Here is a 24,991-nt window from a genome sequence, read left to right as displayed (position 1 = left end):
CGCAATCTCCTAGTGGCTCAACATCTTGCCGCGCGCCTGCTCGGCCCGCGATGCGCCGATGGCGGTCTCCACCTGCTTGACCTCTTCGGGAGGCGGCAGCACCGCCGGCAATCCCAGCGACTGGATCCACAGTTCGCGCGACCAGCCCTGCGTGTGATAAAGGTGGTGGTCCTCGTCGGTGGCCACGGCGTCATACGCCTGCTTCAATACCTTGGCCTCGTCGCCGCTGTGCTGCTCGGCAATCACGCCGATCAGGGACCAGTTCGCGTGGTCCTTGGTCTCGGCCAGCACCACGCATTCGGTGGCGACCAGTTGGGCCGCGTCCGGATCGCCCGCGCTGATCGCCATCTTCATGGCCTTGACCAATGCCTCGCCGATATGGCGCACGACCTGGCGGCCCGGCGGCTGCGCCTGCGGATCCAGCCGCAGTTGCTCGAATACGGTCAATAGCACCCGGCGATGCGTGCGGGTTTCTTCCAGGTAGCCGAGCCATTCCTTTTTCAGGTCCTCGTTCACCGCGCAGGACACGGCGGTTTCGTACACGGCCAGGCCGCCTATTTCGGTTTCCAGGGCCTGGTACAGCAATTCCTCGATCTGCGAGGCGTTTGCAGCTTTGCGTTTCATGTGGCGCTCCTCTTTCATGTTTTGCGGGCATCCGCGCATGCCCGCGGCGGATATGCGGATGGAGCGCCTACCCAGCAATCGCCGTGCCCGGCCCGCGCGATGGCAATTGCCTGCGGCAGCTCGGAGCGGATGCCGCTTGCGCGGCAAAAAATACAAGGCCGACGGCAGGGACAACCTCGTCCCCATTTAGACTAGAATTGGAACCATTCTCAATAAAATCAGACCGCCCGGCTCGCGGCGGCGCCAACAAGAAAGAGGCTCGTCCTGAAATCCGGTTTCCGCCTATCCATGGCCTGGCTCCATACCTGGGTCGGCCTGTGGTTTTCCTGGCTGCTGTTCGCCATCTTCCTGACGGGATCGCTGGCCGTCTTCTCCGAACCCATCACGCACTGGATGACGCCCGAGCACCAGGAGGCGGAAGCGCAGGCTGCGCAAAAGGAAAGCGTTCCGGTGGACCGCGCGCGCCGGCTGGAACTGGCGGTGGACTATATGGCGCGCAACCATGCGGGCGCCGGCATGTGGGAAATCTGGCCGGTGGACCGCTTTCACGACAACGGCCTGACGGCCTATTGGTTCGACCAGAACGGCCAGTACGCGGATGCCGAACTCGACCCCGACACGGGCGCCGAACTGGCGGACCACCACGACGCCGAAGGCCGCGCGACGATGGGCGGCACGCATTTCGTGAACTTCCACTACACGCTGCACGACGCCGGCCTGGGGCTGTGGATCGTTGCCTTCGCCAGCATGGCGATGCTGGTCGCGCTGATTTCCGGCGTGGTCACGCACAAGCGCATCTTCAAGGACTTCTTCACCTTCCGCGCCAAGAAGGGCCAACGGTCCTGGCTGGATGCGCACAACGCCGTGGCGGTGCTGACCCTGCCTTTCCAATTCATGATCGCCTACACGGGCATCGTGATTTCGAGCGCGATACTGATGCCCGCCCCCGTCACGGCCACCTACGGCCCGGGTCCCCAGGCCAGCCGCCTTTATCTGGCCGAACTGTCCGGCGAGGAGCGTCCCTCGCGCACGGGTGTGGCGCTGGCCATGCCGGCGCTCGAACCCATCGTGGCCCGAGGCGAACAGTTGATCGGACAGACGGCGCGCGCCATCGTCATCAACAATCCCGAAGACAGCTCCATGCGGATCGGCGTCTACGGCTGGAACGAAGACGCCGACACCTTCCACAACATCAGCGCCACCACGGGCATGGCGGAGTTCTCCGCCAGCGGCGAACTGCTGCGCCTGCGCCCCGCGGGCGGCGTGCACGGCGGCGCGCCGGCGCTGGCGTTCCAGGTGATGAGCGACCTGCACATGTCCAGGTTCGGCGGGCTGGCCGTCAGCTGGCTGTACTTCGTCTGCGGCCTGGCGGGCGCGGCCATGATGGGTACCGGCGCGCTGCTGTTCATGGTCAAGCGCCGCGCCAAGCATGGCGGAGAATTCGGCAGCGCGACGACGCGCATGTACCGGCTGATAGAAGGCCTGAACGTGGCCGCGCTGGCCGGGCTGGCGATCGCCTGCATCAGCTACCTCTGGGCCAACCGCCTGCTGCCCGTGGCGCTGGAAAACCGCGCGCTATGGGAGTTGCGCTGCTTCTTCCTGGTGTGGGCGCTGACCCTGGCGCATGCCTGGCTGTGCAGCCCGCGCCGCGCCTGGATCTCGCAACTGGTCCTGCTGTCCGCGCTGTGCCTGCTGCTGCCGGCGCTATCGTTCGTCACATTGGGCGACCATCCGGCAGCGCAGATCGCACGCGGCGATTGGGAGAGCGCGGGCGTCGAACTGACGTCCGCCGCATTCGGCGTACTATCGGGCTGGGCGGCCCTGCTGTTGTGGCGACGGCCCGCATCCGCGCCCATCCGGCGCAGTCCCCGCAGTGACGCAGAGGCGGCCGCATGAACACCAACGACCTGTACGCGATTTCCATGGCGCTGCTGCTGACCTATTCAGGCATGGCCTGCCTGAGCCTGGCCATGCCGCGCCATTACGACCAGGTCTGGGGACGCGATCCCTCCGCCGGCCATACCCGCGTGCTGCGCGGCGCCGGCGTGCTGCTGCTGGCGCTGGCGCTACTGCCCTGCGTGGGACTCTGGGGCAACACCGTAGGCGTGGTGGCCTGGCTGGGCTGGCTGTCGGCCGGCGCGCTGCTCTGGGTCGGCATGCTGTCGTGGGCGCCGCGTCCGGCAGCCCGCACCGCGGCGCTGGCCGTGGCGATATCCCTGGCCGGGGTCGGCATCGGCTTCTGAAGTGCAGGTTTGACGCGCATCAAGCAAGCCTGATATCCAGGCGGTGCCGGGCGGCGCCCGCACCATATGTGGTGGTAGAGTTTTCACACCCTACTACATATGGTGTCAGTCATGCATATCCAGCACATCCTCAAGCGCGACGGCCGGGTCGCGGAGTTCGACCGCGACAAGATCGCCCAAGCCATGGCGGCGGCCGGCAACAGCACGGAAGAACTGGACCTGGCGGGCGCGCAGGCCTTGACCGACACCGTCATCGCCGCACTGGAAGGCAACCCCTGCCCGGGCGTCGAGACCATCCAGAACCGCGTGGAAGAAGCCCTGGTGCAGGCCGGCCATTGGCGCACCGCGCGCGCCTACATCGTGCACCGCGAACAGCACGCCCGGCTGCGCGCGCTGCGCCACACGCTGGTGGACGTGGAAAGCGCGATGGAGGAATACCTGGACCAGCGCGACTGGCGCGTCAACGCCAACGCCAACCAGGGCTACAGCCTGGGCGGCCTGATCCTGAACGTGGCCGGCAAGGTCACCGCCAACTACTGGCTGTCCAACGTGTTCGCGCCCGAGGCGGGCCGCGCCCATCGCGAAGGCGACATCCACATCCATGACCTGGACATGCTGAGCGGCTATTGCGCCGGCTGGTCACTGCGCCAGCTGTTGACCGAAGGCTTCAACGGCATCCCCGGCAAGGTCGAAGCCACGCCGCCACGCCACATGTCCGCGGCCATCGGCCAGATCGTCAACTTCCTGGGTACGTTGCAAAACGAATGGGCCGGCGCGCAGGCATTCAGCTCCTTCGACACCTACATGGCGCCCTTCATCCGCCGCGACGCCATGACGTACGCGGACGTGAAGCAGTCCATGCAGGAACTCATCTACAACCTGAACGTGCCCAGCCGCTGGGGCACGCAGACGCCCTTCACCAACCTCACGTTCGACTGGACCTGCCCGCCGGACCTGAAGGACCAGATCCCGTATATCGGCGGCGAGGAAATGCCCTTCTCCTACGGCGACCTGCAGACCGAGATGGACATGATCAACCGCGCCTACATCGAAGTCATGATGGCTGGCGACGCCAAGGGCCGCGTGTTCACTTTCCCCATCCCGACCTACAACATCACGCCCGACTTCGACTGGGACCACCCCAACACCGAGCGCCTGTTCGAGATGACAGCGCGCTACGGCCTGCCCTATTTCCAGAACTTCCTGAACTCGGACCTGGAGCCGCACATGGTGCGCTCGATGTGCTGCCGCCTCCAGCTGGACCTGCGCGAACTGCTCAAGCGCGGCAACGGCCTGTTCGGATCGGCCGAGCAGACGGGGTCGGTCGGCGTGGTGACGGTCAATTGCGCGCGCCTGGGCTACACCTGCCGCGGCGACGAAGCACGGCTGATGCAGCGGCTGGACCACCTGCTGGAACTGGGCCGCGATGTGCTGGAAACCAAGCGCAAGGTGGTGCAGCGCTACATCGATCAAGGCCTCTACCCCTATACCCGCCGCTACCTGGGCACCTTGCGCAATCACTTCAGCACGCTGGGCGTGAACGGCATCAACGAGATGGTCCGCAACTTCACGGCCGACGCCGAGGACATCACCACCGCCGCGGGCCATGCCCTGGCCGTGCGCTTGCTGGACCGCGTGCGCGACCGCATGACCGAGTTCCAGGAAGAGACCGGCCACCTGTACAACCTGGAAGCCACGCCCGCCGAAGGCACCACCTACCGCTTCGCCCGCGAAGACAGGAAGCGCTATCCCGCCATCCTGCAGGCGGGCAGCGAGACGCAGCCCTACTACACCAATTCCAGCCAGCTGCCGGTCGGCCACACCGACGATCCTTTCCATGCGCTGGAACTGCAGGAAACGCTGCAGGGCAAGTACACCGGCGGCACCGTGCTGCATCTGTACATGAACGAAGCGGTTTCTTCTTCCGCCGCGTGCAAGCAGCTGGTGCGCCGCGCGCTGTCGAACTTCCGGCTGCCCTACATCACGGTCACGCCGACCTTCTCCATCTGCCCCAACCATGGCTATCTGGCGGGGCACCACGAGTTCTGCCCGAAATGCGATGCCGAACTGCTGGCCAAGCAAGCGGCATGCTGCACCCCGGCCTAGGACCTGTAAACGACAGGCCCCGGACCGGACCGCCGGGCAACCGCCCGGCATCCACTCCATAAGGAACCGCCATGCAAACCTTGATCGCTCCCGAAGTCACCACCGCTCCCGCCGCGCAATTGGACGACAGCCAGCGCGTGCGCTGCGAGATCTGGACCCGCGTCATGGGCTACCACCGCCCCGTCACTTCCTTCAACACCGGCAAACAGGGCGAATTCAATGAACGCCGCTTCTTCGTCGAACGCCGCGCCTGAGGGCGCGATGCGAGCCGCCGCGTCAACCACGGGCTGCGGCCCGGGCACGCGGCGGCTGACGGCGCGCCCGGCCTACCCGGCCGCGCCGCAACCGGTGGCCCAGCCCTTGCCCCGGCATTCGCATGCCGTCGGCGGGCTGGTGCCGTTTTCCACCGTGGACTGGCCCGGGCAACTGGCGGCGGTGGTATTCATTTCGGGCTGCCCCTGGCGCTGCCACTATTGCCATAACGTCGAGCTCCAGACCCGCACCGCCCGCTACGACTGGCGCGAGGTCCGCGCCTTCCTGGAGACGCGCAAGGGCCTGCTCGACGCCATTGTTTTCTCCGGCGGCGAGCCCTTGAGCGAACCGCGCCTGCCGCAGATGATCCGCGACGTCAGGCGCATGGGCTACCGCGTCGGCATGCATACCGCCGGCATCTATCCGCTACGCCTGGCCGACGTGCTGCGCCATCTGGACTGGATCGGCCTGGACATCAAGGCCGACGCCCAGGGCTATGACGACATCACCGGCCGCCGCGATTCCCAGCGCCCCGCGCTGGCCTGCCTGACGCAACTGCTGGCGGCCGACATCGACTTCGAGTGCCGCATCACCTGGCACCCGGACTGGCTGGACGAGACCCGGCTGCTGACCCTGGCCCGCGAGCTGGCGCGTCGCGGCGTGCGCCGCTTTGCCGTGCAAGGCGCGCGCCGCTCGCCCGATGCGCCGCCGGTACGCGCGCTAAGCTCGCCGGCCCTGGCGCTGCTGATGCAATGGTTCGAGGAGTTCGCCTATCGCTGAGCCAGGTGCTGCCGCATGGTGGCCAGAAAACGAGGCGATCCCACCGCGCCCACGTTGCAGCGGGACCACGGCGACACCGCCGTGGGATCCACGCTGAACACGCGTCCCGGCGCCATGGTGACCTTCTCGGGTATCAAATCGGCCGCCAGCTTGAGGGAGTCCTCTACACCCGGAAAGGTCGACCACAGGTACAGCGAACTGGTCGGCCGGGTGTATACCCCGGCGCCGAGCGCGTCCAGCACCTGCAAGGCATGGCCGGTCGCCGCCTCCAGCCGCTGGCGCAGCCTGACCAGATGCCGTTCGTAGTGCCCTTCGCGCAGCATCACGTCCACCATGCGTTCGCAATACTCTGAGCTGCTGACATGCACCAGCGCCTTCAGGTCGGCCAGATCGCTGGCCAGGGCCGCGTTGCATGCGATAAAGCCCACCCGCAGCGCAGCCGAAAAGGACTTTGAAAAACTGCCTATGTAGATCGTGCGTTCCAGCTGATCCAGCGCCGACAGGCGCACGGCCGAGGTGGGCTTGAAATCAGCCAGCGGATCGTTCTCTACCACCGTCAGGTTGTAGCGTTCGGATAGTTGCAGGACCCTGTAGGCCTTGGCGAGCGAGATGTCCGAGCCAGTGGGGTTGTGCGCCAGCGACTGGGTGAAGAACAGGCGCGGCTTTTCGCGTTGCAACAGCGCTTCCAGTGCAGCCACGTCGGGACCGTCCGCCAGGCGCGGCACGCCCAGCATGCGCGCGCCGGCCAGCTTCAGTTTGCCGAACAGAGGGTAGTAGCCGGGGTTGTCCACCAGCACGGCGGCGCCCGGCGGCACGAAATAGCGGATCACCAGATCCATGGCTTCGTTCGCCCCCTGTGTCAGCACCAATTGCGGCGGCGCCGCGTTGATGCCCACGTCGCCCAGTTTGCGCACCAGGCTCTCGCGTAGCGGCGCATAGCCGAAGCGGCTGCCGTATCGGAACAAGGCGCCCAACCCGGTGCGCACCACCTTCTGGTGATAGCGGTCCATGCGCATGTCCGCCAGCCATTCCACGGGCGGAAAGCCGTCCCCCACGGCCACGGCGTCGGGCTGGGTCTTGAGCTGTTCGCGCATCAGCCACACGATGTCCATGGCGCGGCTCAACTGCCCTGGCTCTTCTTCCGCAGCCTGGCGCGCGAACTTCGTCTCCAGCACGAAAAAGCCCGAGCCCCGCCGCGGTTCCACCAAGCCTTGCGCCACCAGCATTTCAAACGCCACCACCACCGTGTTCTTCGCATAGCGATGCAACTGCGCCAGTTCGCGCAGGGACGGCAGCTTGTCGCCCGGCCGGTAGAGGCCATCGGCAATCTGCTGGCCGATCAACTTGGCCAGGCTTTCGGCGATGGGCGCGGCGCGCTGGGGCCTGCCGCCGGTGTGTGCTGCTTCCACGCGCGTCTTCCTGTTGGCTGGACTATCAGAATTGGTGCAGTGCAATGGTACTGTTTGCCAAAACTGTACCTCTCAATAGCGGTACAGTTTACCTAGAATCAGGCCACTTGATTCTTATACGGAGACACCTCATCGTGGCCGATTCACGCCTGCCCAACTTCCGCGCCCTGACCCCCGCGCAACGCCTGACAGCCATCGCCGACGCCGCCGCGCTCACGCCCGCGGAGCGCGCGCTGCTTGCCCAACCGGGCGCGCTTGGTCTGGACCGCGCCGACGGCATGATCGAGAACGTCATCGGTTCGTTCGAGCTGCCGCTGGGCGTAGCCGGCAATTTCCAGGTCAATGGCCGCGACGTGCTGGTGCCCATGGCGGTCGAAGAGCCCTCGGTGGTGGCGGCCGCATCCTACATGGCCAAGCTGGCGCGCGAATGCGGCGGCTTCGAAACCTCCAGTACCCGCCCGCTGATGCGCGCGCAGGTTCAGGTGCTGGGACTGGGCGACCCGCAAGGGGCGCGCCTGGCGTTGCTGCGCGAGCGCGAACGCATCGTCACGCTGGCCAACAGCCGCGACAAGGTGCTGATCGAGCTGGGCGGCGGCTGCCAGGACATCGAGGTCCATGTATTCCCCGACACGCCGCGCGGTCCCATGATCGTGATGCATCTGATCGTGGACGTGCGCGACGCCATGGGCGCCAATACGGTCAATACCATGGCCGAGGCCGTGGCGCCGCTGGTCGAACAAATCACCGGCGGCTCGGTGCGGCTGCGCATCCTGTCCAACCTGGCGGACCTGCGCCTGGCCCGCGCCCGCGTGCGTCTCACGCCGCAAGTCCTGGACACCAAAGAGCGCAGCGGCGCCGAGATCATCGAGGGCGTGCTGGACGCCTACACCTTCGCCGCCGTCGATCCCTACCGCGCCGCCACGCACAACAAGGGCATCATGAACGGCATCGACCCCGTCATCGTTGCCACCGGCAACGATTGGCGCGCGGTCGAAGCCGGCGCCCACGCCTATGCCAGCCGCTCGGGACGCTACACCTCGCTGACGCAATGGGAGAAAGACAATTCGGGCGCGCTGGTCGGCACGATAGAAATGCCGATGCCCGTGGGCCTGGTGGGCGGCGCGACCAAGACGCATCCGCTGGCGCAGGTGGCGCTGAAGATCATGGACCTGCGCTCCGCCCAGGAATTGGGCGAAATCGCCGTGGCTGTGGGCCTGGCGCAGAACCTGGGCGCGCTGCGCGCACTGGCCACCGAAGGCATACAGCGCGGCCATATGGCCTTGCACGCCCGCAACATCGCGCTGGTGGCCGGCGCGACGGGCGCGGAGATCGATGCGGTCGCCAAGCGCATGGCTGCGGAAAAAGACGTCCGCACCGACCGCGCGCTGGCCTTGCTGGAGGAACTGCGCAACCCGCGATGAGTTTGTCCCGCAAGGTCAGGCGGCTTTGCATGCAGCGACAGGCGCCCCTCGCGGGCCCTGGACAACGACAGAGGCGGCGCACGGACTCCCCGGATGCCGCCCGACCACAGAGGAGAGAGACATGAAACCAAGCACCCCGGCGCCCTCCTGGCGCCTGGCGGAAGTCTGGAGCGACACGGTGGACCTGCGCCAGTTGGCCTGGGCCATCGGCCTCGGCATCGTCATCAGCGTGGCGGGCTTCTACGCCGCCAGCCGCTGGCTGCGCGGCATCGTGGCATCACCCGAACTTGCTCACGCCTACGCCATGCTGGCCGGCCTGGCCGGCTGCGTGCTGGCGGGCGTGATCTGCGCCCGGCTGTTTCCGCCCAAGCGCGAAGTCATCGAACACAGCGCCGCCCATGATCCTGCCTGGCGCGCCGAAGTCCTGGCTGAACTGGCCGAGCAACCGGGCGGCCTGGGCTCCCTGGCGGACCTGCCTGAACCCACCAAGCGCGAACTGAAGGAACTGGGTCTGTACGAACTGTTCGCCGAAGCCGCCGCCCAACCCGCGCAACCGCAACCCGCCGCGGCAGCGCAGGCCGGCCCAAGCAAGGAGGCGCTGGCATGAGCGACCCCATCCTGCTTGAACAAATCATGGTGGCCGCCGCGATGGGGCTTTTGGGCGCGGTGGTGTTCGCGGCCATCGGCCTGGTGTCCGGCACCGACGAAACCACCACGCTGGCGCCGCTGACCCTGCTGGTGGTGCTGCTGGGCGTGCCGCCCGCTGGCGTATTCACTTTCTTCCTGGCCGGCGCGGTCGCCAAACACATGACGCACGCAGTGCCCACGGCCCTGCTCGGCATCCCGGGCGACACGCTGGCCACGCCGCTGCTGCAGGACGCGAACATGCTGCGCAAGCTGGGCGTGCCGCACATCGCTCTGCGCAAGATGGTGTCCGGCGCCATCGTCGCGGCCTTCGTGGCCGTGCCCCTGGCCGTGCTGTTCGCGGTGCTGCTGGCTCCGTTCGGCGCCGCCATCACCAAGTCCGCGCCCTGGATCTTCCTGGCCGCCGCGGTGCTGATCGCCTATTTCTCGGCCGGACGCTGGGCCGCCGTGGCGCTGCTGGTGCCCTTCGTGGTGGTCATCATCGCGCTGCAAAGCCTCACGGCCAAGTACGGCGTCAAGCTGAGCATCAGTTACTTCCTGGGCATCGCCATCGGCCCGTTGATCGCGGATCTGTTCACGGTGATCTCGCCCCAGGGCCGCTCGCGCATGATGCGCGACAAGGTGCGCACGTTCTCGCTGGCGCCCGACGTCAAGGGCTGGTCGGGCTATTTTCCCAACCCGCTGAAGGTCATGGACCGCACGCAGACGCGCTGGACCCTGGCCACGGCCGCGATCTCCAGCGCCACTTTCGTGTTCAGTCCCGTGGCCATGACCGTGGTGCTGGGGGAACTGGTCGGCTCGCGCATCAAGCATGCCTACCACCGCCTGACGACGGTGCTGAGCGCGCGCAACGGCGTGACCGAGGCGACCTACATCGCCGAGGCGCTGATCCCGCTGATCGCCTTCGGCCTGCCGCTAAGCCCGGTTGCCGCCGGCCCGGCCGCGCCGCTCTTCAACGCGCCGCCGCGCTTCACGGTGGATGCCGCCTCGGGCCAGACCCACAACCTGCACAATCTGCTCAACCACTGGGAATTCCTGGGTTACGGCATGCTGGCGGTGCTGCTGGCCGCGGTCGTGTCCTATCCGTTCGCGATGAATTTCGCACGCCGCGCCGCGCTCTTCGTGTCGCGCAAGGTCAGCCATGAAGCCATCATCGCCACCTTCGTCGGCCTGATCATCGTCATCAGCATCTGGGAAGGGCAGTTCCTCGGCCTGCTGGTGATCCTGACCATGGGCTTGATCGGCGGCCTGCTGTCGCGCCTGTTCGGCTTCAATACGGGCGTGCAGTTCATGGGCTATTACACCGCCGTGCTGTCGGTGCCGGCAATCGTCAAGCTGCTAGGCTAATGGCCCCCACGCCGCGCCCCTGCGGGGCTAGCTGCCCCCCGAGGGGGCTGGCCCACCTTGGGGCGGCCCGGCGGTGGGCCTGCGCCTAAGCCGGGCCCTCCATTGTTCGCCGCTTGATCCTGCGCAAGGCGACGCGAACTCCCTTGCTCTAGCCTCTTTCCACTTGAAAAGAGGAAAGACTCATCATGACGTGGTTCAAATCACTCACCCTCGCCGGACGCGAATTGCTGCCCATTGTCCAGGGCGGCATGGGCGTCGGCGTATCCGCCCATCGCCTGGCCGGCGCGGTCGCCAGCCAGAACGCCATGGGCACCATCGCCAGTGTGGATTTGCGCCACCACCATCCCGACCTGCTGGAAAAAACCGAACGCTGCCATGATCGCGACGTCATCGACAGCGCCAACCAGGTCGCGCTGGACCGCGAGGTACGCGCCGCGCTGGACACCGCGCAAGGCCGCGGCCTGGTGGCCGTGAACGTCATGAAGGCGGTGCGCGACCATCCCGCCCTGGTGCGCCAGGCCTGCGAAAGCGGCGCCCACGCCATCGTGATGGGCGCGGGCCTGCCGCTGGACCTGCCCGAGATGACGGCCGACTACCCGAAGGTAGCGCTGGTGCCCATTCTGTCCGAGGCGCGCGGCGTGGCGGTGGTGCTGAAGAAATGGATGAAAAAGGGCCGCATGGCCGATGCCGTGGTGATCGAACACCCTGGCTACGCCGGCGGCCATCTGGGCGCGGCCCGGCTGGATGACGTGCACAGCGAGCGCTTCGACTTCCAGCATGTGCTGGCCGATTGCCACAAGCTGTTCCAGGAACTGGCGCTGGGTTCGGATGCGCCCCGCCTGATCGTGGCGGGCGGCGTGGGCAGCCACGAGCAGGTGCGCCATTGGCTGGCCAACGGCGCCGACGGCGTGCAGGTCGGCACGGCCTTTGCCGTCACCAGCGAAGGCGACGCGCATGAGAACTTCAAGCGGGTGCTGATTGACGCCGATCCGGACAAGCTGGCCGAATTCACCAGCGTGGCCGGCCTGCCCGCCCGCGCCGTGGAAACGCCCTGGCTGACGCGCTATCTGCGGCAGGAAAAGACCCTGCAAGCCAACACCCGCTGCGATGCGCGCCGCTGCAGCCAGCGCATGGACTGCCTGACGCAATGCGGATTGCGCGACGGCCTGGCGCGCTTCGGACAATTCTGCATCGACCTGAAGCTGGCGGCCGCCATGCGCGGCGAGGTCAGCCGCGGCCTGTTCTTCCGCGGCGCGTCCAAGCTGCCGTTCGGCAGCGCCATGCGCTCGGTGCGTGAATTGATGGACTATCTGCTGCACGGCGAGATGCCCGCCTCCGCCTGAGACAGGTCGGCCCAAACGCGGGGGCTTCCTAAACTAATTGAACGACGTACAATATTATTCGTCGTTCAATTATTTCCACCCATGGATACCTCCGCCCTATCTCCATCCGAATCCGCCGCACCCGAAGCCGGGCGCCGCGAACGCAAGCGCTTGCAGACCCTGGACCACCTGGCGCAAACCGCCTGGCGCCTGTTCGAGACCCTGGGCTATGACGTGGTCACCATGGAACAGATCGCCGCGCAGGCGGATGTTTCCAAGGGCACGCTGTACAACCATTTTCCCGTCAAGGAAGCCCTGCTTGCGCACCGCTTCCATGGCGAACTGGCGGCAAGCCAGCGGGAACTGCAGCCCGCGCTGCGCGCCCTGCCCACCCTCGCACAGCGCCTGACGCGGATACTGCATGCTTCGGCACATTGGTCTGAATCGCATCGGACCTATCTGGGGCCGTACCTGCGCTACCGGCTATCCACGCTGCAACCCGGCGCGCGCGACGATGGCCGCTACCCGCGCAGCGGCATGCAGGCGCTGTACACCGCGCTGATCGAAGAGGCGCAGGCGGCAGGCCAGGCGCGGACCGATCTGGACGCCGGACGACTGGCCCATCAGCTGCAATTCCTGTACCTGGGCGCGATGCTGCGCTGGCTGGACCAGCCCCGCAGCAGCCTGAAGGCAGAGTTCGATGCCGCCATCAGCCTCTTCGTGCGCGGCGTGACGCCCGAGGCGGCGGCATGAGCGCCGCCGCGCTGGACTGGGCCGCCGCCGCCCTGGCCGGCCCGCAGGCGGCCGGCGGCAAGGGCTGGCAGCTGGGCCGCATGTCGCAACTGGGCGTGCCGGTGCCCGACGGCTTCGTGCTGCCGGCAGCGTTGAGCCTGGCTCGCGAACCGGGCCAGGCATTGCCGCACGCTGTCGCCCAGGCGCTGCGCGATGAACTGGCCGCGCGCGGCTGGCTCGAACGGCCGCTGACCTTGCGCTCGTCCGCGCCACAGGAAGATTCCGCGGGCGCCTCGTTCGCGGGGATCCATCTTTCCTGCCTGAACGTGCGCGGCGCGGATGCGGCGATCGACGCGGTCCGGCAGGTCTGGGATTCGCAATGGACGCCGCAGGCCTGCGCCTACCGGCAGAAGCTCGGCTTGAACCCGGCCGGAATGGCCGTGGTCGTCATGCCGCTGATCGACGCGGTCGCCTCGGGCATCGCTTTCACCCTCGATCCCGTGTCGGGGCGGCATGACGAGATGGTCATCCACGCCAACTGGGGCTTGGGCGAGTCGCTGGTCGACGGCGCGGCGCAAGGCGACGAGTACCGCCTGCGCGAAGACTATCTGCGCCAGGCTTGGCCGCTGGCCGGCCGGCGCATCGGCGCCAAGCGCCACGCCAGCCAGGCCGCGGAAGGCGCCGGCACCTTGCTTGCTCCGACGCCGGCCGCGCGCGCTGCCCAGGCCGTGCTGAGCGACGCGCAGGCCGAAACCCTGGGCGATATCGTGCGCGACGCGGCGCGCGCGCTGGACTATGCCGGCGGCGGCTACGACATCGAATGGGTCTGGGATGGGCGGCGCTTCTGTATCGTGCAGGCCCGTCCCATCACCGCGGCGGCGCGCCACACCTATCCGGCGCTGCGCGCGCAGCCAGCCTATTGGTCGCGCGGCAACACCCGCGAAGTGCTGCCGCTGGCCATGTCGGCGCTGGAATGGGATACGGGGCGCGTCATGGCGCAGCGCATGCTGACCACGGGCTTTGAACTGAGCGGCTATTCCACCCTGCCGGGCGTGCGGCTGGCGGCGCTGTTCCAGGGCCGGGTCTATCTGGACGCCTCGGTCATCCAATGGCTGGGCTACGACGCGCTGGGCGTGCCGCCGAAAGCCATGAACGCGCTGCTGGGCGGTCCCCAGCCCGAAATCGCAGTGACGCCCCTGACGCTGGCGCAACGCCTGCGGCATGGCGCGCGCATCCTGCGCTACCTGCGCCGCGCAGCCCCCTTGCGCAAGCAGGCGGAACAGGACCTGCCGCGCCTGTTCGCCCGCGCCCAGGCCTGGCTGGACGAGCCCGCGCCCGCGTCCAACGCCGCGCTGGGCGCGCGCCTGCGGGAACAGTTCCACACGGTGCTGGCGGCGGATCAATTGTTCTTCCTGCAGGGCTCGGGCGGCGGCGCGCTGCACAAGCTGCTGGAACTGGTGGAGAAAGCCTGCCCGGGCGAAGGCCATGCGCTCACGGCCGCGTTGATGGCCGGCGGCGAACCCAGCGTGACCGCGGCGCAAAGCTATGCCCTCATGGCGTTGGCCAAACTGGCCGCCGGCGACGCAAGCGTGATGGAGTGGCTGCGCGATCCCCAGCGCGACAGCGCCGGCTGGCAGCGCGCCTTGCCGGATGGAGCTCCCTTCAAGCAAGCCTTCGCGGACTTCCTGCGCCAATACGGCCATCGCGCCGTTTATGAAACCTATCTGCGCAACCCGCGCTGGCGCGAGGACCCCGGCTATCTGCTGGACAGCGTGCTGCAGTTGACCGACGCCGACCCTGCGGCGCTGCGCGCCCGGCAGGACAGCGCCGCAAGCCAGGCCCGGTTGCGCCTGCGCGCGGCGCTACCTTTCTGGCAGCGCCCGCTGATCGCCCGTCTGCTGGCCGCTGCCCGCATCGAGGGCAGGCAGCGCGAGGCCGCGCGCAGCGTACTGGTGGCCTATCTTGCCGCCGCGCGCCAGAACGCCTTGGCGCTGGGGCGTCGCTACGTCCACGCCGACGGCCTGGCCGCCGCGGACGACATCTTCCACCTGAATGCGGCCGAACTCTTCGCCCTGGCCGACGCCAGGCTGACGCCCGCCGCCGCGGGCCGCCGCGCCGCCCTGCGCCGCGCTCAATTGGAGTCCTGGGCCGCGACCCCCGATCAGGACGTCATCGCCGAAGATGCCGCAGGCGCCGCCACGGACATGCCGCCCCCTGCGCCTGCCGATGCCGGCGCCGCCGGATCCTGGCGCGGCACGCCTGCCGCGGGCGGCCATGCGCGGGCCGGCGCTTTCGTCGCCCGCTCGCCCTCCGAAGGACTGGCCATGCCGGCCGGCGGCATCCTGGTCGCCGCGTCCACCGACCCGGCCTGGACGCCGCTGTTCCTGCGGGCCGGGGCCCTGGTCATGGAGGCGGGTGGCTACCTGTCGCACGGCGCCATCGTGGCGCGCGAGTTCGGCATACCGGCTATCGTCAATGTGCAAGGCATCATGCGGCAGGTCGCCACCGGCGACGTCCTGGAAGTGGACGCGTCGCGCGGCACGGTGCGGCGGCTGGCAGCCGCTTCCAGCCTGGGCGCATCCGACTCGTAGAAGCCCGCTAGCGCGCCGCGGCCAGGTCGAACTGGAACACCGCGCCCGATCCGGCGCGGTCCACAAGCCTGATCTCGCTGTGGTGCAGCTGCAGGATGCGCTGCACGATCACCAGCCCCAGCCCGCCGCCGTCGCCAGGGCCTCGATTCAAGGCGCTGGCCCGCGTGAAAAGTCCCGCGCGCAGCGCCTGCGGAATGCCCTCGCCCGTGTCGCTGACCTGCACCTGCACCAGGTCATGCGCGCTGCCCAGCCGCAGTTCGATCAGGCCGCCGGGCGGGCTGTGGCGGATGGCGTTGTCCAGCAGGTTGGTCAGCACGCGTTCGATCAGCCCAAGGTCCGCGCGCACCGGCGGCAGTTCGCGCGGGATGTCGGTGGTCAGGCGTTGCTGGCGCGCCTCGGCCGCCAGCTCGAACTTCTGGATCACGTCCTGCACCAATTCCGGCAACGAAAAGGTCTCGGGTTCCAGCCGCACCAGCCCGGACTCCAACCGCGCCAGTTCGAAGAGTTCCTGCGCCAGGCGGCCGACCTTGCGGCTCTGGGCCAGCGCAATGTCCAGGTAGCGGCGGCGCTCGTCCGGGTCCAGCGTCTGGTCCTTCAACCTCAGGGTTTCCAGATAGCCGTGCAGCGAGGTCAGCGGCGTGCGCAGATCGTGCGAGATGTTGGCGACCAGGTCGCGCCGCTGCTGGTCCTGCCGGGTGAGTTCGCGCCATTGGTCGGATATGCGCTTGCCCATCTGCACGAAGCTGCGCCGCAGCACCGCGATCTCGTCGCCATTGCGCTCCGAGGCGTCGCCCGGACGCTCCAGCGCGGCCAGGGCCTGCCCGTCGTCGCCGTCGAAGGCGCGCACCGCCCGCGTCAGCCCGCGCAGCGGCCGCGTGATCAAGGCGAACGCCGCCAGGCCAGCCACCAGGCCCAGCAGCGCGACCAGCGCGATCGACCACAAGGTCGTGCGCAGCACGGAGCTGCGCGACACGGCCATCGCCAGCGCGTCGTGCGCCTGCCCCTGCAACACCACGTAGACGTAGCCCTTGTCCTGCCCGCCCACGCGCACCGGCGCGGCGCTGAAGACTTTCTGCGCGTCCAGGCTGCGCGGGTCGTCGCCGGTGATGGGCAGCATCTCGCCGGCCAACAGGCGCTTGACCGGCCCCAGGTCGACACGCTCGCGCTTGATCTGGCCGGCGGGCGCGGCATCGCCCACGATGTGGCCGTCGTTGGACAGCAAGTAGACCTCGACCGCCGGATTCACCGCCATCAGCATGTCGAACAGCGAGCGCACCGCAGCGGGCTTCCAGCCGTTGGTGTCCATCAATTCGTTGGCGCCGGCGATATGCTGCGCCAGTCCGCTGGACAGGCGCTGGACCACCTCCTGCTCGTAGCGGGAATTGGCCGCGATCTGCAGCCAGGCCGAGGCGCCGCAGCTGGCGAGCAACAGCAACGCAAACACGGCGGACAGCCGTTGGGTGAGCGTGAACCGCTTCATGATGCGCCTCCCGCGCCGCCCGGCCCCGCGGCGAATTTATAGCCCTTGCCCCAGACCGTCAGAATGCGCTGCGGATCCGACGGGTCCGCTTCGATCTTCACCCGCAGCCGGTTGATGTGGGTATTGACCGTGTGTTCATAGCCTTCGTGCTGGTAGCCCCATACCTGGTTCAGCAGATCCATGCGCGAAAAAACCTTGTCCGGGTGCCGCGCGAAGAAATGCAGCAGATCGAACTCGCGCGGGGTCAGGTCCAGCCGGCGGCCGTCGACCTCGGCCGTGCGCGCCACCGGGTCGATGGCCACGCCGTGCAGGGCCAGGCTGCCGGCGTCGATGCGCGCGTTGCGCTCAAGCGCGTCGCTGCGGCGCAGGAGCGCCCGCACCCGCGCCACCAGTTCCAGCATCGAGAACGGCTTGGCCAGGTAGTCGTCCGCGCCCAGTTCCAGGCCCAGGATGCGGTGCACTTCGCTGGAGCGCGCGCTGGTGATGATGATGGGCGTATAGCGCGCCATGGCGCGGGCGCGCTTGCAGATTTCAAGGCCATCGATGCCGGGCAACATCAGGTCCAGCACCAGGGCGTCCCAGCCGCCTTCCTCCAGCCTGCGCATGCCTTCGTTGCCGTCGGCGGCATGCTCGACCGCGTAGCCTTCGTCCCGCAGATGCAGGCGCAGCAGTTCGGCGATGTGGGCGTCGTCTTCGACGATGAGTACGCGTCGGGGCGTGTCCATGGGCAGCAAACTCTAAAGGGGCTATGCGCCTATTGTCGCCAATCCGCGCCGCCGAGTTATCACAATTAATTTAAGTTTGCGTGAGGACTTCGGTATCGGCCCCGGGGAAGAATGGCTCCAACGACAACAAGCCCCCCCGGAGTCCCGCCATGCTGGCCCCTCCCGCAAGCCACGACGTTCCGGCCCCGCCGGCCAATGTACCCATCCATCCCGGCTGGCTGCGCGCCATGCACTGGCTCAACGCCCTGGCCGTGGTGGTCATGGTAATGAGCGGCTGGCGCATCTACAACGCCTCGCCCTTGTTCGACTTCGTGTTTCCACGGGAGATCACGCTGGGCGGCTGGCTGGGCGGCGCCCTGCAATGGCATTTCGCCGGCATGTGGCTGCTGTTCTTCAACGGCATCCTGTACCTGGCCATGAATCTGGCCACCGGCCGCCTCTGGCGCAAGTTCTTCCCCTTGAGCATCCGCGGCATTGCCGCCGACCTGGGCGCGGCGCTGCGCGGCAAGCTCGCCCACGCCGATCCGCGCCGCTACAACCAGGTGCAGCGGCTGGCTTATCTGTTCGTGATGCTCGACATCGCGGTGCTGGTGCTGTCCGGGCTGGTGCTGTGGAAGTCGGTGCAGTTCGAACTGCTGCGCGAACTGATGGGCGGATACGAGACCGCGCGCCGCGTGCACTTCATTGCCATGGCCTTGCTGACGGCGTTCGTGGCGGTCCACCTGGTGATGGTTGCATTGGTGCCGCGCAGCCTGATCGCCATGATCCGCGGCAAATAAGGAGCCATCCGTGAACAAGCACAAGCGCCCCTCCCTGCCCGGCCTGGACGGCCCGGCCATCCTCAAGGAAGCCGGCAGGATCCTGGAAAAGCGGGTCGAACAGCCCTCGCGCCGCGCCTTCCTGCGCAGCAGCCTGACCCTGGGCGGACTGGCCATGCTGTCGGGCTGCTCGCTGTCGGACGACGAAAGCGTAGAGAAAGCGCTGACCGCGGTTTCGCGCTTCAACGACCGGGTGCAGGGCTGGATCTTCGACCCCGACCAGTTGGCGCCGACCTATCCCGAATCGATGATCACGCGGCCCTTCCCCTTCAATGCCTACTACGGCATTGACGAGGTGCGGCATGTGGACGAGGAATCGTTCCGCCTGGAAGTCAGCGGACTGGTCGCAGACAAGCGCCGCTGGCGGCTGGAGGAACTGCGCGCCATGGCGCAGATCGACCAGGTGACGCGGCACATCTGCGTCGAAGGCTGGAGCGCCATCGGCAAATGGGGCGGCGTGCCGTTCTCCGCCTTCCTCAAGCGCGTGGGCGCGGACCTGAGCGCCAGGTACGTGGGCTTCAAGTGCGCCGACGACTACTACACCAGCATCGATATGCCCACCGCATTGCACCCCCAGACCATCCTGGCGCTGACCTATGACGGCCAGACGCTGCCACCAGAGTACGGCTTCCCCATGAAGCTGCGCATGCCTACCAAGCTTGGCTACAAGAACCCCAAGCACATACAGGCAATTTTCGTCACCAACACCTACCCGGGCGGTTACTGGGAGGACCAGGGCTACAACTGGTTCGGCGGCAGCTAGGTGGAATCTTTCACGCTTTCACTCTCCATAAAGGAACGCATCATGAAGAAAATCGCTACCACCGCCGCGCTGTCCCTGTGCCTGGCTTTCGGCGCCGCGGCGGTCCATGCCGCGGACAGCATGAGCAAGGACGCCATGGGCGGCGGCTCGATGGCCAAGGACGGAATGGCCAAGAGCGGGATGTCCAAGGATTCCATGTCCAAGGACGGCATGTCGAAGGAAGGCATGTCCAAGGATTCGATGTCCAAGAACAGCATGTCGAAGGACTCGATGTCCAAGGATGGCATGTCAAAGGATGGCATGTCCAAGGATTCGATGTCCAAGGACGGCATGTCGAAAGGCGGCATGTCCAAGGATGGCATGAAGCAATAGCGCCCACCCGGCCCGCCCCTGATCCGGAGCATGTCATGAAACTAGACCGCAGGCATTTCCTGGGCCTGGGCAGCGCGGCGGCCATCGCCGCCGGCCTGGCCCCGGTCCTGGCGGCGCGCGGCGGCCCGGCCGCCGCCGCCCAGGCCTTCCCCTACACGCTAAGCGACGCGCAATGGCGCGAACGGCTCACGCGCGAACAATACGAAGTGCTGCGCCGCGAAGGCACCGAGCGTCCCTACTCCAGCCCGCTGGACAAGGAGTATCGCAAGGGCGCCTACGCCTGCGCCGGCTGCGCCCATCCGCTGTTCTCTTCTTCCACCAAGTTCGACAGCGGCACCGGCTGGCCCAGCTTCTGGCAGCCGCTGGACGGCGCCGTGGGCGAAACCAAGGACCGCAGCTTCGGCATGACGCGCGTCGCCGTGCATTGCGCCAATTGCGGCGGCCATCTGGGTCACGTCTTCGACGACGGCCCGCGTCCGACCGGGCTACGCTACTGCATGAATGGCGTGGCCCTGGCGTTCACCCCGCAGGCCTGAACTCCGGCCGCCCCATCCATCAGGAGACACCATGTCCGCCATCCACCTGCCCCGCAAACTTTGCGCCGCGCTGGCCGTCGCCTGCGGCCTGCTGGGCGCCGCCTCGGCCAGCGCCGCGGAAACCGCCTTCATCATTCCGCCCCCGGCCATGGACCAGCCCGCGGCCGCCGCACCGCAAAAAGCCGTCATCGCCGGCGGCTGCTTCTGGGGCGTGCAAGCCGTGTTCCAGCACGTCAAGGGGGTCAGCTCCGCCGTCTCCGGCTACGCCGGCGGCCAGGCGTCCACCGCCAATTACGATACCGTCAGCGGCGGACGCAGCGGCCACGCCGAAGCGGTCGAGATCACCTACGACCCCGCTCAGGTCAGCTACGGCCAGCTGCTGCAGATCTATTTCTCGGTGGCCCACGATCCCACCCAGCTCAACCGCCAGGGTCCGGACAGCGGTACCCAATACCGTTCAACGGTCTTTCCTGCGGACGACGGCCAGCGCAAGGTCGCCGAAGCCTACATCGCGCAGCTGAACAAGACAGGTGTGTACCCCAAGGCGCTTGCCACGACGATAGAACCGCTGAAAGCCTTCTATCCTGCCGAGGACTACCACCAGGACTATCTCGTGCGCCATCCGTACAGCATGTACATCATGGTCAACGACGTGCCCAAGGTCGAAAACCTGGCCAAGACGTTTCCGCAGCAGTATCGGGACAAGCCTGTGCTGGTGAACTGAAGACGATAAATGGAGCCGGCCGCGCTGAATAAAGTCGGCCGCGCTCTAAACCCTTGCGTAGCAACGAAGGCTCGCTTACGGAGCCTTTATCTCCTTCTTTTCCGCTTTCTCCTTTTTTTCTCCATCGTAATGGGACTTGATGGCGAGAAACATGCCCGTGCCCAACACCAGAAGCTTGAACGTACCGAAGACTACAGGGACCCAAAAATTCATCATTTCCTCAAAACGCTGCTTCAGCAGCTTCATTTACGACTCGCGGGCCAGGCAACGACAAACGAACTCAGCGCCGCCGAGCGCTATCAGCAGGTACCGCAAATAGGAACCGGAGATTTTTCCCCATGCCTTCCTCTGACGCTTGCTTAAAAATGGCAACGCAAAAAGAGGTTGGAAATGGGCAGAGCGAGCGCCATACGCCCTGCAAACAATCGGAGTTTACCGTCGAACTTCATGCAACTTGCTGCACCGGAAACTGCTACGTATCCGCGACCGTATCAGTTCGGCCACGGCGGCTCATGCCTGTCCCGTACATCGCCATGCGCAGTAGCGGCATGTAGTTTTCCCAGCAGATCACGGCACCCAGTTTTCCGCGGGGTGGATCGAACACGAGCATGGTGGAGCCGTCGCCATAGCCCCAGATCAACCGTTCCACGACGGTCGGCATCAATTTGCGTTGCTTGCTGCGCCAGCCGAGCCCAGCACCAGCGCATGCGGTTCGATGCCTTCGGGGTGTCATGCCTGCCCGCGGCCTGAACTGGCCAAGGGCGCCCGCTATGCCTGAACCGCCCGTCTTGGACCGGCAGTACACTCGGCAGCAGACAGCCACCTGCACACAGGCCCACCCGGCACAACCCCGTACCCACATGTTCCAACTACGACAGCTGAAGATCTTCGTCGCGGCGATGGAAACGTTGAGCTTCACGAAAGCCGCCAAACAGGTGCATCTGTCGCAACCCAGCGTTACGGAACAGATACGGGCGCTGGAAGAGAGCGTCGGCCAGGCGCTCTTCATCCGCCAGAACAATCGCCTGCAACCCACCCCAGCCGCAGAGAGACTGGCCATTCGAGCACGCGAATTGCTTGCCCGGGCCGATGACGCCTTCCGGGAAGTTCGCGACAACGTCGACGATTCAGGAGGCACGATCCGGGTCGCCGCGCCGCAGACCTTGTGCACCAGTGTGCTGGTTCCGCAATTGTTGCGCTTTGCCGGCATGCACCCCGGAACGCAGGTTGCAGTTCAAGAAAAAAACTCCATGGCGACGGCTCAGGCGGTGCTCGATGGGACGGCCGACCTCGGTCTGGTGCACGGATGGCCGGCAAGCGACGCCAAGCTCCGGGCGCAAGCCATTGCGCGGGACATGCCGGTGGTCGTAATGCCCCCTGGGCATCCGCTATCCGAGGCCGTAGACATCAAGGCCGACGCGCTTGCCGCATTCCCGCTGGTCGTCACGATGGACGGCTGCCGATACCGGGAATACCTGGAGGCCGTGTTGCAGGAAGCCCCGGTGCAGCCGCGTATCCGCGGTGTCGCCGACAGCGTACCGGCCCTGATACAGATGGTGTCCGCGGGCCTTGGGGTATCGATCCTGCCGCGGATGGCCATGGATCCCGCAGCGACAACCGCTTGCGTCCGGTGGCGGCCGTTGTCGACCGCGGGAGCAGGTCTTCCCATCTGCCTGCTCACCTTGCACCGGACGCCTACGCGCCAGGTGGCCGCCTTCATCGAGATGATCCGCCTCGCGGTGACTGGCTCAGACCAGCCGATGGCCGCCATCGACATGAAGCACGGTGCCGGTGGTGTAGCCATTGCCGATCAGGAAGCCGATGGCATCGGCGATATCGCTGCCGGCGCCGACCCGGCCCACCGGTAGCCGCTCGGCCATCGATGCCAAAAGCGGTCCGCTGTCGGCGCCGGCTACGTCATTCCAGATGGGCGTATCCACCCAGCCCGGCGATACGGCATTGATCCGCAGCGGCGCAAGCTCGACCGCCATGGCGCGCACGACACCCTCCAACGCGGCATTGATCGCCGCCACGGCGATGCCCTTCGGCCGGGGCCGGTAGGCGGCAATGCCCGACGTCAGGGTGATGGAACCGTGCGCCGGCATGCGCGGGGCGCCATGTTTGGCCAGCAGGATGGGCGCGACGACCTTGGAGCGGATGGCTCGGTCCAGCGCGTCCAGCGAGAGTTGCGGCAGTAGCTCGTAGGCGCCGCGTATGTCGGCAGCCGTGCAGACCAGATGATCCACCGGGCCTGATTCTTCAAACAGCCGCTGCACTTGCGCTTCACTCGTCACATCCGCCTGGTGCAGGCGAGGCGCGCCAAACGCGCGCAACTGCTCGCGCGCCGCGTCGAGCTTGTCGCGGGACCTGCCCACGATCAGTACCTCGCAGTGCATCCCCAGCAATCGCTCGCTGACGGCCAACCCCATGCCCGAGCTACCGCCGACCACCACCACCCGTTGTCCTGCAAGACCATTGTCCATGCTCGTTTCCTTGAAATACGTGTTTGGAGCAGGCGATGGTGGCGCTACGAAGTGCCGGGCGCCAGCAGGAATGTCCGATCGGGGTATCGGCTTGTCCGATGCGGGCGTGTCCAGGTTCCGGCGCTTTGCGTGAATGATGAAAACGGAAAAGCAATGCTGCATCCTGCGCCATCGGCCGCGGCGCGACGCTGGGCGGTATCATGCTGGCCAAGACCGGCGTTGCCGGCACCCAATTGTCGGCAGGCGGAATTGCCGCCATCGCGATGGCGTTCGCGCTGCGGCAACGGTTTCCGGCAACAGCCGGAAGCTGCGATGCCCGCCAATCGCGGGCCTGCCGGCAAACGAGTCCAGGAGAAGTACAGCAGTGAACGATACCCACATACCGGAAACGGAAACCCCCGAAGACCGCAAAGAACAGCTGCCCACGCTGTGGCGCGACGATGGCTGGACCGCCAGGATCATCAAGAACGAGGAAGACGACGGCTGGGCCGTGGAAATGACCATGGACGGCGAGGCCGAGCCGGCCCTGGTCGGTCCATGGACCATGGGCCGCGACAAGAAAAACCCCAAGCCGCTCGACTCCCCGGCCTTCATCACCCTGGTCAAGACCGCCCGGGAAGTCCTGCGCCGCCACGAGCAGCAATTGCACGCGACGCTACACAAAAGCGTGAAGATCGACGCCGCCGCCGGCCGCCTGACCGTCAAGCTGGATATCGTTCCCGACGAAGACGAGCCGTATGCCGTATTGAGCGCCTACGATGAATCCGGCGAACAACTGGCCCAGACCCATGTCGCGCCGACCTACAAGCTGAGCGTGCAGCGCGCCTCGGAGTGGGCCAGCGGCGGCTTCGGCAAGCACGGCTGATACGCCAAGCTGACGAGCATCGGCGGCGAGCCGCTGCCCGCTGCGGCGTCTACGGGAAAAACAAAGCTGGCCACGTCAACGCGGCCAGCTTTGCCCCACAATCAAGCCATCACGGCCGGCTCAATGGCCGGTCGAATCCCCTTCCCGGCTGGCTTCGAAAAGGAACCAGGTGCGCCGTTCGGTCTCGTCGATCCAGTTCTCGATCAGGCTGGAGCTGGCGATGTCGCGGTGCTCGTCGGTGATGTTGTGCGCTTCGCGCAGCGCCGCGGCCAGGACCTTGTTGTCCTCGCGCAGCTCGGCCAGCATATCCAGCGGCTGCACGTAGTCCGCGTCGTTATCCGAGATGCGCTGCGAACGCGCAATGTGGCCAATGGAACGCAGCGTCGTGCCGCCGATCTTGCGGATGCGTTCGGCGATGGGATCCGTCATGGCGAACAGCTGGTCGCCCTGCTCGTCCAGCAGCAGGTGGTAGTCGCGGAAATGGGGGCCGCTGACGTGCCAATGAAAATTCTTGGTCTTGAGATACAGCGCGAACACGTCGGCGAGTATCTGGTTCAGCGCGGCGGAAATATCCCTGGTGGCCGCCGACGCCAGGTCGGTCGGCGTCGCCAGCGGGCGCTTGCGCCGCTCTTTCAGGGCTTTGGTGGTCTTCTCATCCAGTTTCTTGGCCATGGGTCGCAACTCCTAGGAATGATGGTGAAAACACACGCGCGGCGCGAGGCTTGCTTGCGCCGCGACTTCGCTAGCGTAAAT

At 66.7% G+C, this 24,991-nt stretch carries 26 protein-coding genes and 1 pseudogene; 19 read left to right on the top strand and 8 right to left on the bottom strand.

What is annotated here, in order from left to right; all coding sequences use genetic code 11:
* Positions 1-9: 9 nt before the first annotated feature.
* Entirely contained in the window at positions 10-624 is a 615-nt protein-coding gene (locus IB258_RS01815; RefSeq protein ID WP_054456822.1) for a hypothetical protein, read from the bottom strand.
* A 288-nt stretch (positions 625-912) separates the two neighbouring features.
* Between IB258_RS01815 and IB258_RS01810 the strand changes: the two genes are divergently transcribed.
* From IB258_RS01810 to IB258_RS01790, 5 genes are all read left to right on the top strand, one after another.
* Entirely contained in the window at positions 913-2,520 is a 1,608-nt protein-coding gene (locus IB258_RS01810) for a PepSY domain-containing protein (RefSeq protein WP_192352031.1), read from the top strand.
* Complete coding sequence (locus IB258_RS01805; RefSeq protein ID WP_042793406.1) at positions 2,517-2,867, top strand: DUF3325 domain-containing protein; 351 nt, start codon at positions 2,517-2,519, stop codon at positions 2,865-2,867. Before IB258_RS01810 ends, IB258_RS01805 begins: the two co-directional genes overlap by 4 nt.
* A gap of 111 nt (positions 2,868-2,978) precedes the next feature.
* On the top strand, positions 2,979-4,973 hold the full coding sequence (locus tag IB258_RS01800) for a ribonucleoside triphosphate reductase (RefSeq protein ID WP_192352030.1): 1,995 nt from the start codon (positions 2,979-2,981) through the stop codon (positions 4,971-4,973).
* Positions 4,974-5,044: 71 nt separating this feature from the next.
* Positions 5,045-5,227 (top strand): anaerobic ribonucleoside-triphosphate reductase, encoded by a 183-nt coding sequence (gene nrdD / locus IB258_RS01795; protein ID WP_054456820.1) that lies wholly within the window; start codon positions 5,045-5,047, stop codon positions 5,225-5,227.
* Complete coding sequence (locus tag IB258_RS01790; protein ID WP_192352029.1) at positions 5,193-6,005, top strand: anaerobic ribonucleoside-triphosphate reductase activating protein; 813 nt, start codon at positions 5,193-5,195, stop codon at positions 6,003-6,005. Before nrdD ends, IB258_RS01790 begins: the two co-directional genes overlap by 35 nt.
* Here IB258_RS01790 and IB258_RS01785 read toward each other — a convergent pair.
* The gene (locus tag IB258_RS01785; RefSeq protein ID WP_192327545.1) at positions 5,996-7,414 is read right to left on the bottom strand and encodes a PLP-dependent aminotransferase family protein; all 1,419 of its coding nucleotides are present in this window, start codon (positions 7,412-7,414) and stop codon (positions 5,996-5,998) included. The two genes, IB258_RS01790 and IB258_RS01785, sit on opposite strands and share 10 nt — an antisense overlap.
* Before the next feature lie 131 nt (positions 7,415-7,545).
* On the opposite strand from IB258_RS01785, the gene IB258_RS01780 reads away from it, so the two are divergent.
* The 6 genes from IB258_RS01780 (at position 7,546) to IB258_RS01755 (ending at position 15,472) form a co-directional block, all read left to right on the top strand.
* Positions 7,546-8,835 (top strand): hydroxymethylglutaryl-CoA reductase, degradative, encoded by a 1,290-nt coding sequence (locus IB258_RS01780; RefSeq protein WP_175160763.1) that lies wholly within the window; start codon positions 7,546-7,548, stop codon positions 8,833-8,835.
* A 121-nt stretch (positions 8,836-8,956) separates the two neighbouring features.
* A complete protein-coding gene (locus IB258_RS01775; RefSeq protein WP_054456818.1) occupies positions 8,957-9,442 on the top strand; it encodes a hypothetical protein in 486 nt (161 codons plus the stop codon).
* A complete protein-coding gene (locus tag IB258_RS01770) occupies positions 9,439-10,827 on the top strand; it encodes a tripartite tricarboxylate transporter permease (protein ID WP_119451124.1) in 1,389 nt (462 codons plus the stop codon). The genes IB258_RS01775 and IB258_RS01770 overlap by 4 nt, the downstream gene beginning before the upstream one ends.
* A 185-nt stretch (positions 10,828-11,012) precedes the next feature.
* Positions 11,013-12,170, top strand: a complete 1,158-nt coding sequence (locus IB258_RS01765) for a nitronate monooxygenase family protein (RefSeq protein WP_054456816.1) — start codon at positions 11,013-11,015, stop codon at positions 12,168-12,170.
* A gap of 81 nt (positions 12,171-12,251) precedes the next feature.
* On the top strand, positions 12,252-12,902 hold the full coding sequence (locus IB258_RS01760; RefSeq protein ID WP_175180834.1) for a TetR/AcrR family transcriptional regulator: 651 nt from the start codon (positions 12,252-12,254) through the stop codon (positions 12,900-12,902).
* Positions 12,899-15,472: a PEP/pyruvate-binding domain-containing protein gene (locus tag IB258_RS01755; RefSeq protein WP_192352028.1), complete on the top strand. Its 2,574-nt coding sequence runs from the start codon at positions 12,899-12,901 to the stop codon at positions 15,470-15,472. The genes IB258_RS01760 and IB258_RS01755 overlap by 4 nt, the downstream gene beginning before the upstream one ends.
* Before the next feature lie 7 nt (positions 15,473-15,479).
* On the opposite strand, the gene IB258_RS01750 is transcribed toward IB258_RS01755, so the two are convergent.
* Positions 15,480-16,952, bottom strand: a complete 1,473-nt coding sequence (locus tag IB258_RS01750) for a HAMP domain-containing sensor histidine kinase (RefSeq protein WP_119451121.1) — start codon at positions 16,950-16,952, stop codon at positions 15,480-15,482.
* Complete coding sequence (locus tag IB258_RS01745; protein ID WP_054456812.1) at positions 16,949-17,677, bottom strand: response regulator transcription factor; 729 nt, start codon at positions 17,675-17,677, stop codon at positions 16,949-16,951. Before IB258_RS01745 ends, IB258_RS01750 begins: the two co-directional genes overlap by 4 nt.
* 149 nt (positions 17,678-17,826) lie before the next feature.
* Here IB258_RS01745 and IB258_RS01740 point away from each other — a divergent pair, with 149 nt between their 5' ends.
* Genes IB258_RS01740 through msrA form a run of 5 tightly spaced genes read left to right on the top strand, consistent with a single transcriptional unit; the run spans position 17,827 to position 20,890 of the window.
* A complete protein-coding gene (locus tag IB258_RS01740) occupies positions 17,827-18,456 on the top strand; it encodes a cytochrome b/b6 domain-containing protein (RefSeq protein WP_175164558.1) in 630 nt (209 codons plus the stop codon).
* 10 nt (positions 18,457-18,466) lie between these two features.
* Complete coding sequence (locus IB258_RS01735) at positions 18,467-19,258, top strand: molybdopterin-binding protein (RefSeq protein WP_119451119.1); 792 nt, start codon at positions 18,467-18,469, stop codon at positions 19,256-19,258.
* 42 nt (positions 19,259-19,300) lie between these two features.
* Positions 19,301-19,630 (top strand): pentapeptide MXKDX repeat protein, encoded by a 330-nt coding sequence (locus IB258_RS01730; protein WP_119451118.1) that lies wholly within the window; start codon positions 19,301-19,303, stop codon positions 19,628-19,630.
* Positions 19,631-19,665: 35 nt separating this feature from the next.
* Positions 19,666-20,166, top strand: coding sequence for a peptide-methionine (R)-S-oxide reductase MsrB (gene msrB, locus IB258_RS01725; protein WP_119451117.1), 501 nt, complete (start codon positions 19,666-19,668; stop codon positions 20,164-20,166).
* 31 nt (positions 20,167-20,197) lie between these two features.
* Entirely contained in the window at positions 20,198-20,890 is a 693-nt protein-coding gene (msrA, locus tag IB258_RS01720) for a peptide-methionine (S)-S-oxide reductase MsrA (protein WP_175163738.1), read from the top strand.
* A 75-nt stretch (positions 20,891-20,965) separates the two neighbouring features.
* On the opposite strand, the gene IB258_RS01715 is transcribed toward msrA, so the two are convergent.
* Positions 20,966-21,136, bottom strand: coding sequence for a hypothetical protein (locus IB258_RS01715; RefSeq protein ID WP_175163740.1), 171 nt, complete (start codon positions 21,134-21,136; stop codon positions 20,966-20,968).
* A 274-nt stretch (positions 21,137-21,410) separates the two neighbouring features.
* Positions 21,411-21,566 (bottom strand): annotated as a pseudogene (locus IB258_RS01710) (nitrilase-related carbon-nitrogen hydrolase); the annotation flags it as partial.
* Between the two features lie 184 nt (positions 21,567-21,750).
* On the opposite strand from IB258_RS01710, the gene IB258_RS01705 reads away from it, so the two are divergent.
* On the top strand, positions 21,751-22,758 hold the full coding sequence (locus IB258_RS01705; RefSeq protein WP_175163742.1) for a LysR family transcriptional regulator: 1,008 nt from the start codon (positions 21,751-21,753) through the stop codon (positions 22,756-22,758).
* Here the strand turns inward: IB258_RS01705 and IB258_RS01700 are convergent.
* Positions 22,639-23,373 carry an SDR family oxidoreductase gene (locus IB258_RS01700; protein WP_175163744.1) on the bottom strand — a complete coding sequence of 245 codons (735 nt, stop codon included), beginning with the start codon at positions 23,371-23,373 and terminating at the stop codon, positions 22,639-22,641. The genes IB258_RS01705 and IB258_RS01700 overlap by 120 nt on opposite strands.
* A 200-nt stretch (positions 23,374-23,573) precedes the next feature.
* Here IB258_RS01700 and IB258_RS01695 point away from each other — a divergent pair, with 200 nt between their 5' ends.
* Positions 23,574-23,741 (top strand): hypothetical protein, encoded by a 168-nt coding sequence (locus tag IB258_RS01695; RefSeq protein ID WP_156337416.1) that lies wholly within the window; start codon positions 23,574-23,576, stop codon positions 23,739-23,741.
* Positions 23,738-24,238, top strand: a complete 501-nt coding sequence (locus IB258_RS01690) for a hypothetical protein (RefSeq protein WP_054456804.1) — start codon at positions 23,738-23,740, stop codon at positions 24,236-24,238. The genes IB258_RS01695 and IB258_RS01690 overlap by 4 nt, the downstream gene beginning before the upstream one ends.
* A gap of 120 nt (positions 24,239-24,358) precedes the next feature.
* On the opposite strand, the gene IB258_RS01685 is transcribed toward IB258_RS01690, so the two are convergent.
* Positions 24,359-24,910 (bottom strand): Dps family protein, encoded by a 552-nt coding sequence (locus IB258_RS01685; protein ID WP_013393536.1) that lies wholly within the window; start codon positions 24,908-24,910, stop codon positions 24,359-24,361.
* Positions 24,911-24,991 lie beyond the last annotated feature (81 nt).

This window comes from Achromobacter sp. ACM02, from assembly GCF_014851605.1.
Classification (GTDB): domain Bacteria; phylum Pseudomonadota; class Gammaproteobacteria; order Burkholderiales; family Burkholderiaceae_B; genus Achromobacter; species Achromobacter aegrifaciens.
The sequence above is the reverse complement of the archived record's forward strand: the minus strand, read 5'-3'. Positions and strand labels throughout refer to the sequence as shown.

Coding starts and splice junctions, on each gene's coding strand:
- IB258_RS01815 (WP_054456822.1), bottom strand. CDS start 624: ATGAAACGCAAAGCTGCAAACGCCTCGCAGATCGAGGAATTGCTGTAC.
- IB258_RS01810 (WP_192352031.1), top strand. CDS start 913: ATGGCCTGGCTCCATACCTGGGTCGGCCTGTGGTTTTCCTGGCTGCTG.
- IB258_RS01805 (WP_042793406.1), top strand. CDS start 2,517: ATGAACACCAACGACCTGTACGCGATTTCCATGGCGCTGCTGCTGACC.
- IB258_RS01800 (WP_192352030.1), top strand. CDS start 2,979: ATGCATATCCAGCACATCCTCAAGCGCGACGGCCGGGTCGCGGAGTTC.
- nrdD (WP_054456820.1), top strand. CDS start 5,045: ATGCAAACCTTGATCGCTCCCGAAGTCACCACCGCTCCCGCCGCGCAA.
- IB258_RS01790 (WP_192352029.1), top strand. CDS start 5,193: ATGAACGCCGCTTCTTCGTCGAACGCCGCGCCTGAGGGCGCGATGCGA.
- IB258_RS01775 (WP_054456818.1), top strand. CDS start 8,957: ATGAAACCAAGCACCCCGGCGCCCTCCTGGCGCCTGGCGGAAGTCTGG.
- IB258_RS01770 (WP_119451124.1), top strand. CDS start 9,439: ATGAGCGACCCCATCCTGCTTGAACAAATCATGGTGGCCGCCGCGATG.
- IB258_RS01765 (WP_054456816.1), top strand. CDS start 11,013: ATGACGTGGTTCAAATCACTCACCCTCGCCGGACGCGAATTGCTGCCC.
- IB258_RS01760 (WP_175180834.1), top strand. CDS start 12,252: ATGGATACCTCCGCCCTATCTCCATCCGAATCCGCCGCACCCGAAGCC.
- IB258_RS01755 (WP_192352028.1), top strand. CDS start 12,899: ATGAGCGCCGCCGCGCTGGACTGGGCCGCCGCCGCCCTGGCCGGCCCG.
- IB258_RS01750 (WP_119451121.1), bottom strand. CDS start 16,952: ATGAAGCGGTTCACGCTCACCCAACGGCTGTCCGCCGTGTTTGCGTTG.
- IB258_RS01745 (WP_054456812.1), bottom strand. CDS start 17,677: ATGGACACGCCCCGACGCGTACTCATCGTCGAAGACGACGCCCACATC.
- IB258_RS01740 (WP_175164558.1), top strand. CDS start 17,827: ATGCTGGCCCCTCCCGCAAGCCACGACGTTCCGGCCCCGCCGGCCAAT.
- IB258_RS01730 (WP_119451118.1), top strand. CDS start 19,301: ATGAAGAAAATCGCTACCACCGCCGCGCTGTCCCTGTGCCTGGCTTTC.
- msrB (WP_119451117.1), top strand. CDS start 19,666: ATGAAACTAGACCGCAGGCATTTCCTGGGCCTGGGCAGCGCGGCGGCC.
- msrA (WP_175163738.1), top strand. CDS start 20,198: ATGTCCGCCATCCACCTGCCCCGCAAACTTTGCGCCGCGCTGGCCGTC.
- IB258_RS01715 (WP_175163740.1), bottom strand. CDS start 21,136: ATGAAGCTGCTGAAGCAGCGTTTTGAGGAAATGATGAATTTTTGGGTC.
- IB258_RS01705 (WP_175163742.1), top strand. CDS start 21,751: ATGTTCCAACTACGACAGCTGAAGATCTTCGTCGCGGCGATGGAAACG.
- IB258_RS01700 (WP_175163744.1), bottom strand. CDS start 23,373: ATGGACAATGGTCTTGCAGGACAACGGGTGGTGGTGGTCGGCGGTAGC.
- IB258_RS01695 (WP_156337416.1), top strand. CDS start 23,574: ATGCTGGCCAAGACCGGCGTTGCCGGCACCCAATTGTCGGCAGGCGGA.
- IB258_RS01685 (WP_013393536.1), bottom strand. CDS start 24,910: ATGGCCAAGAAACTGGATGAGAAGACCACCAAAGCCCTGAAAGAGCGG.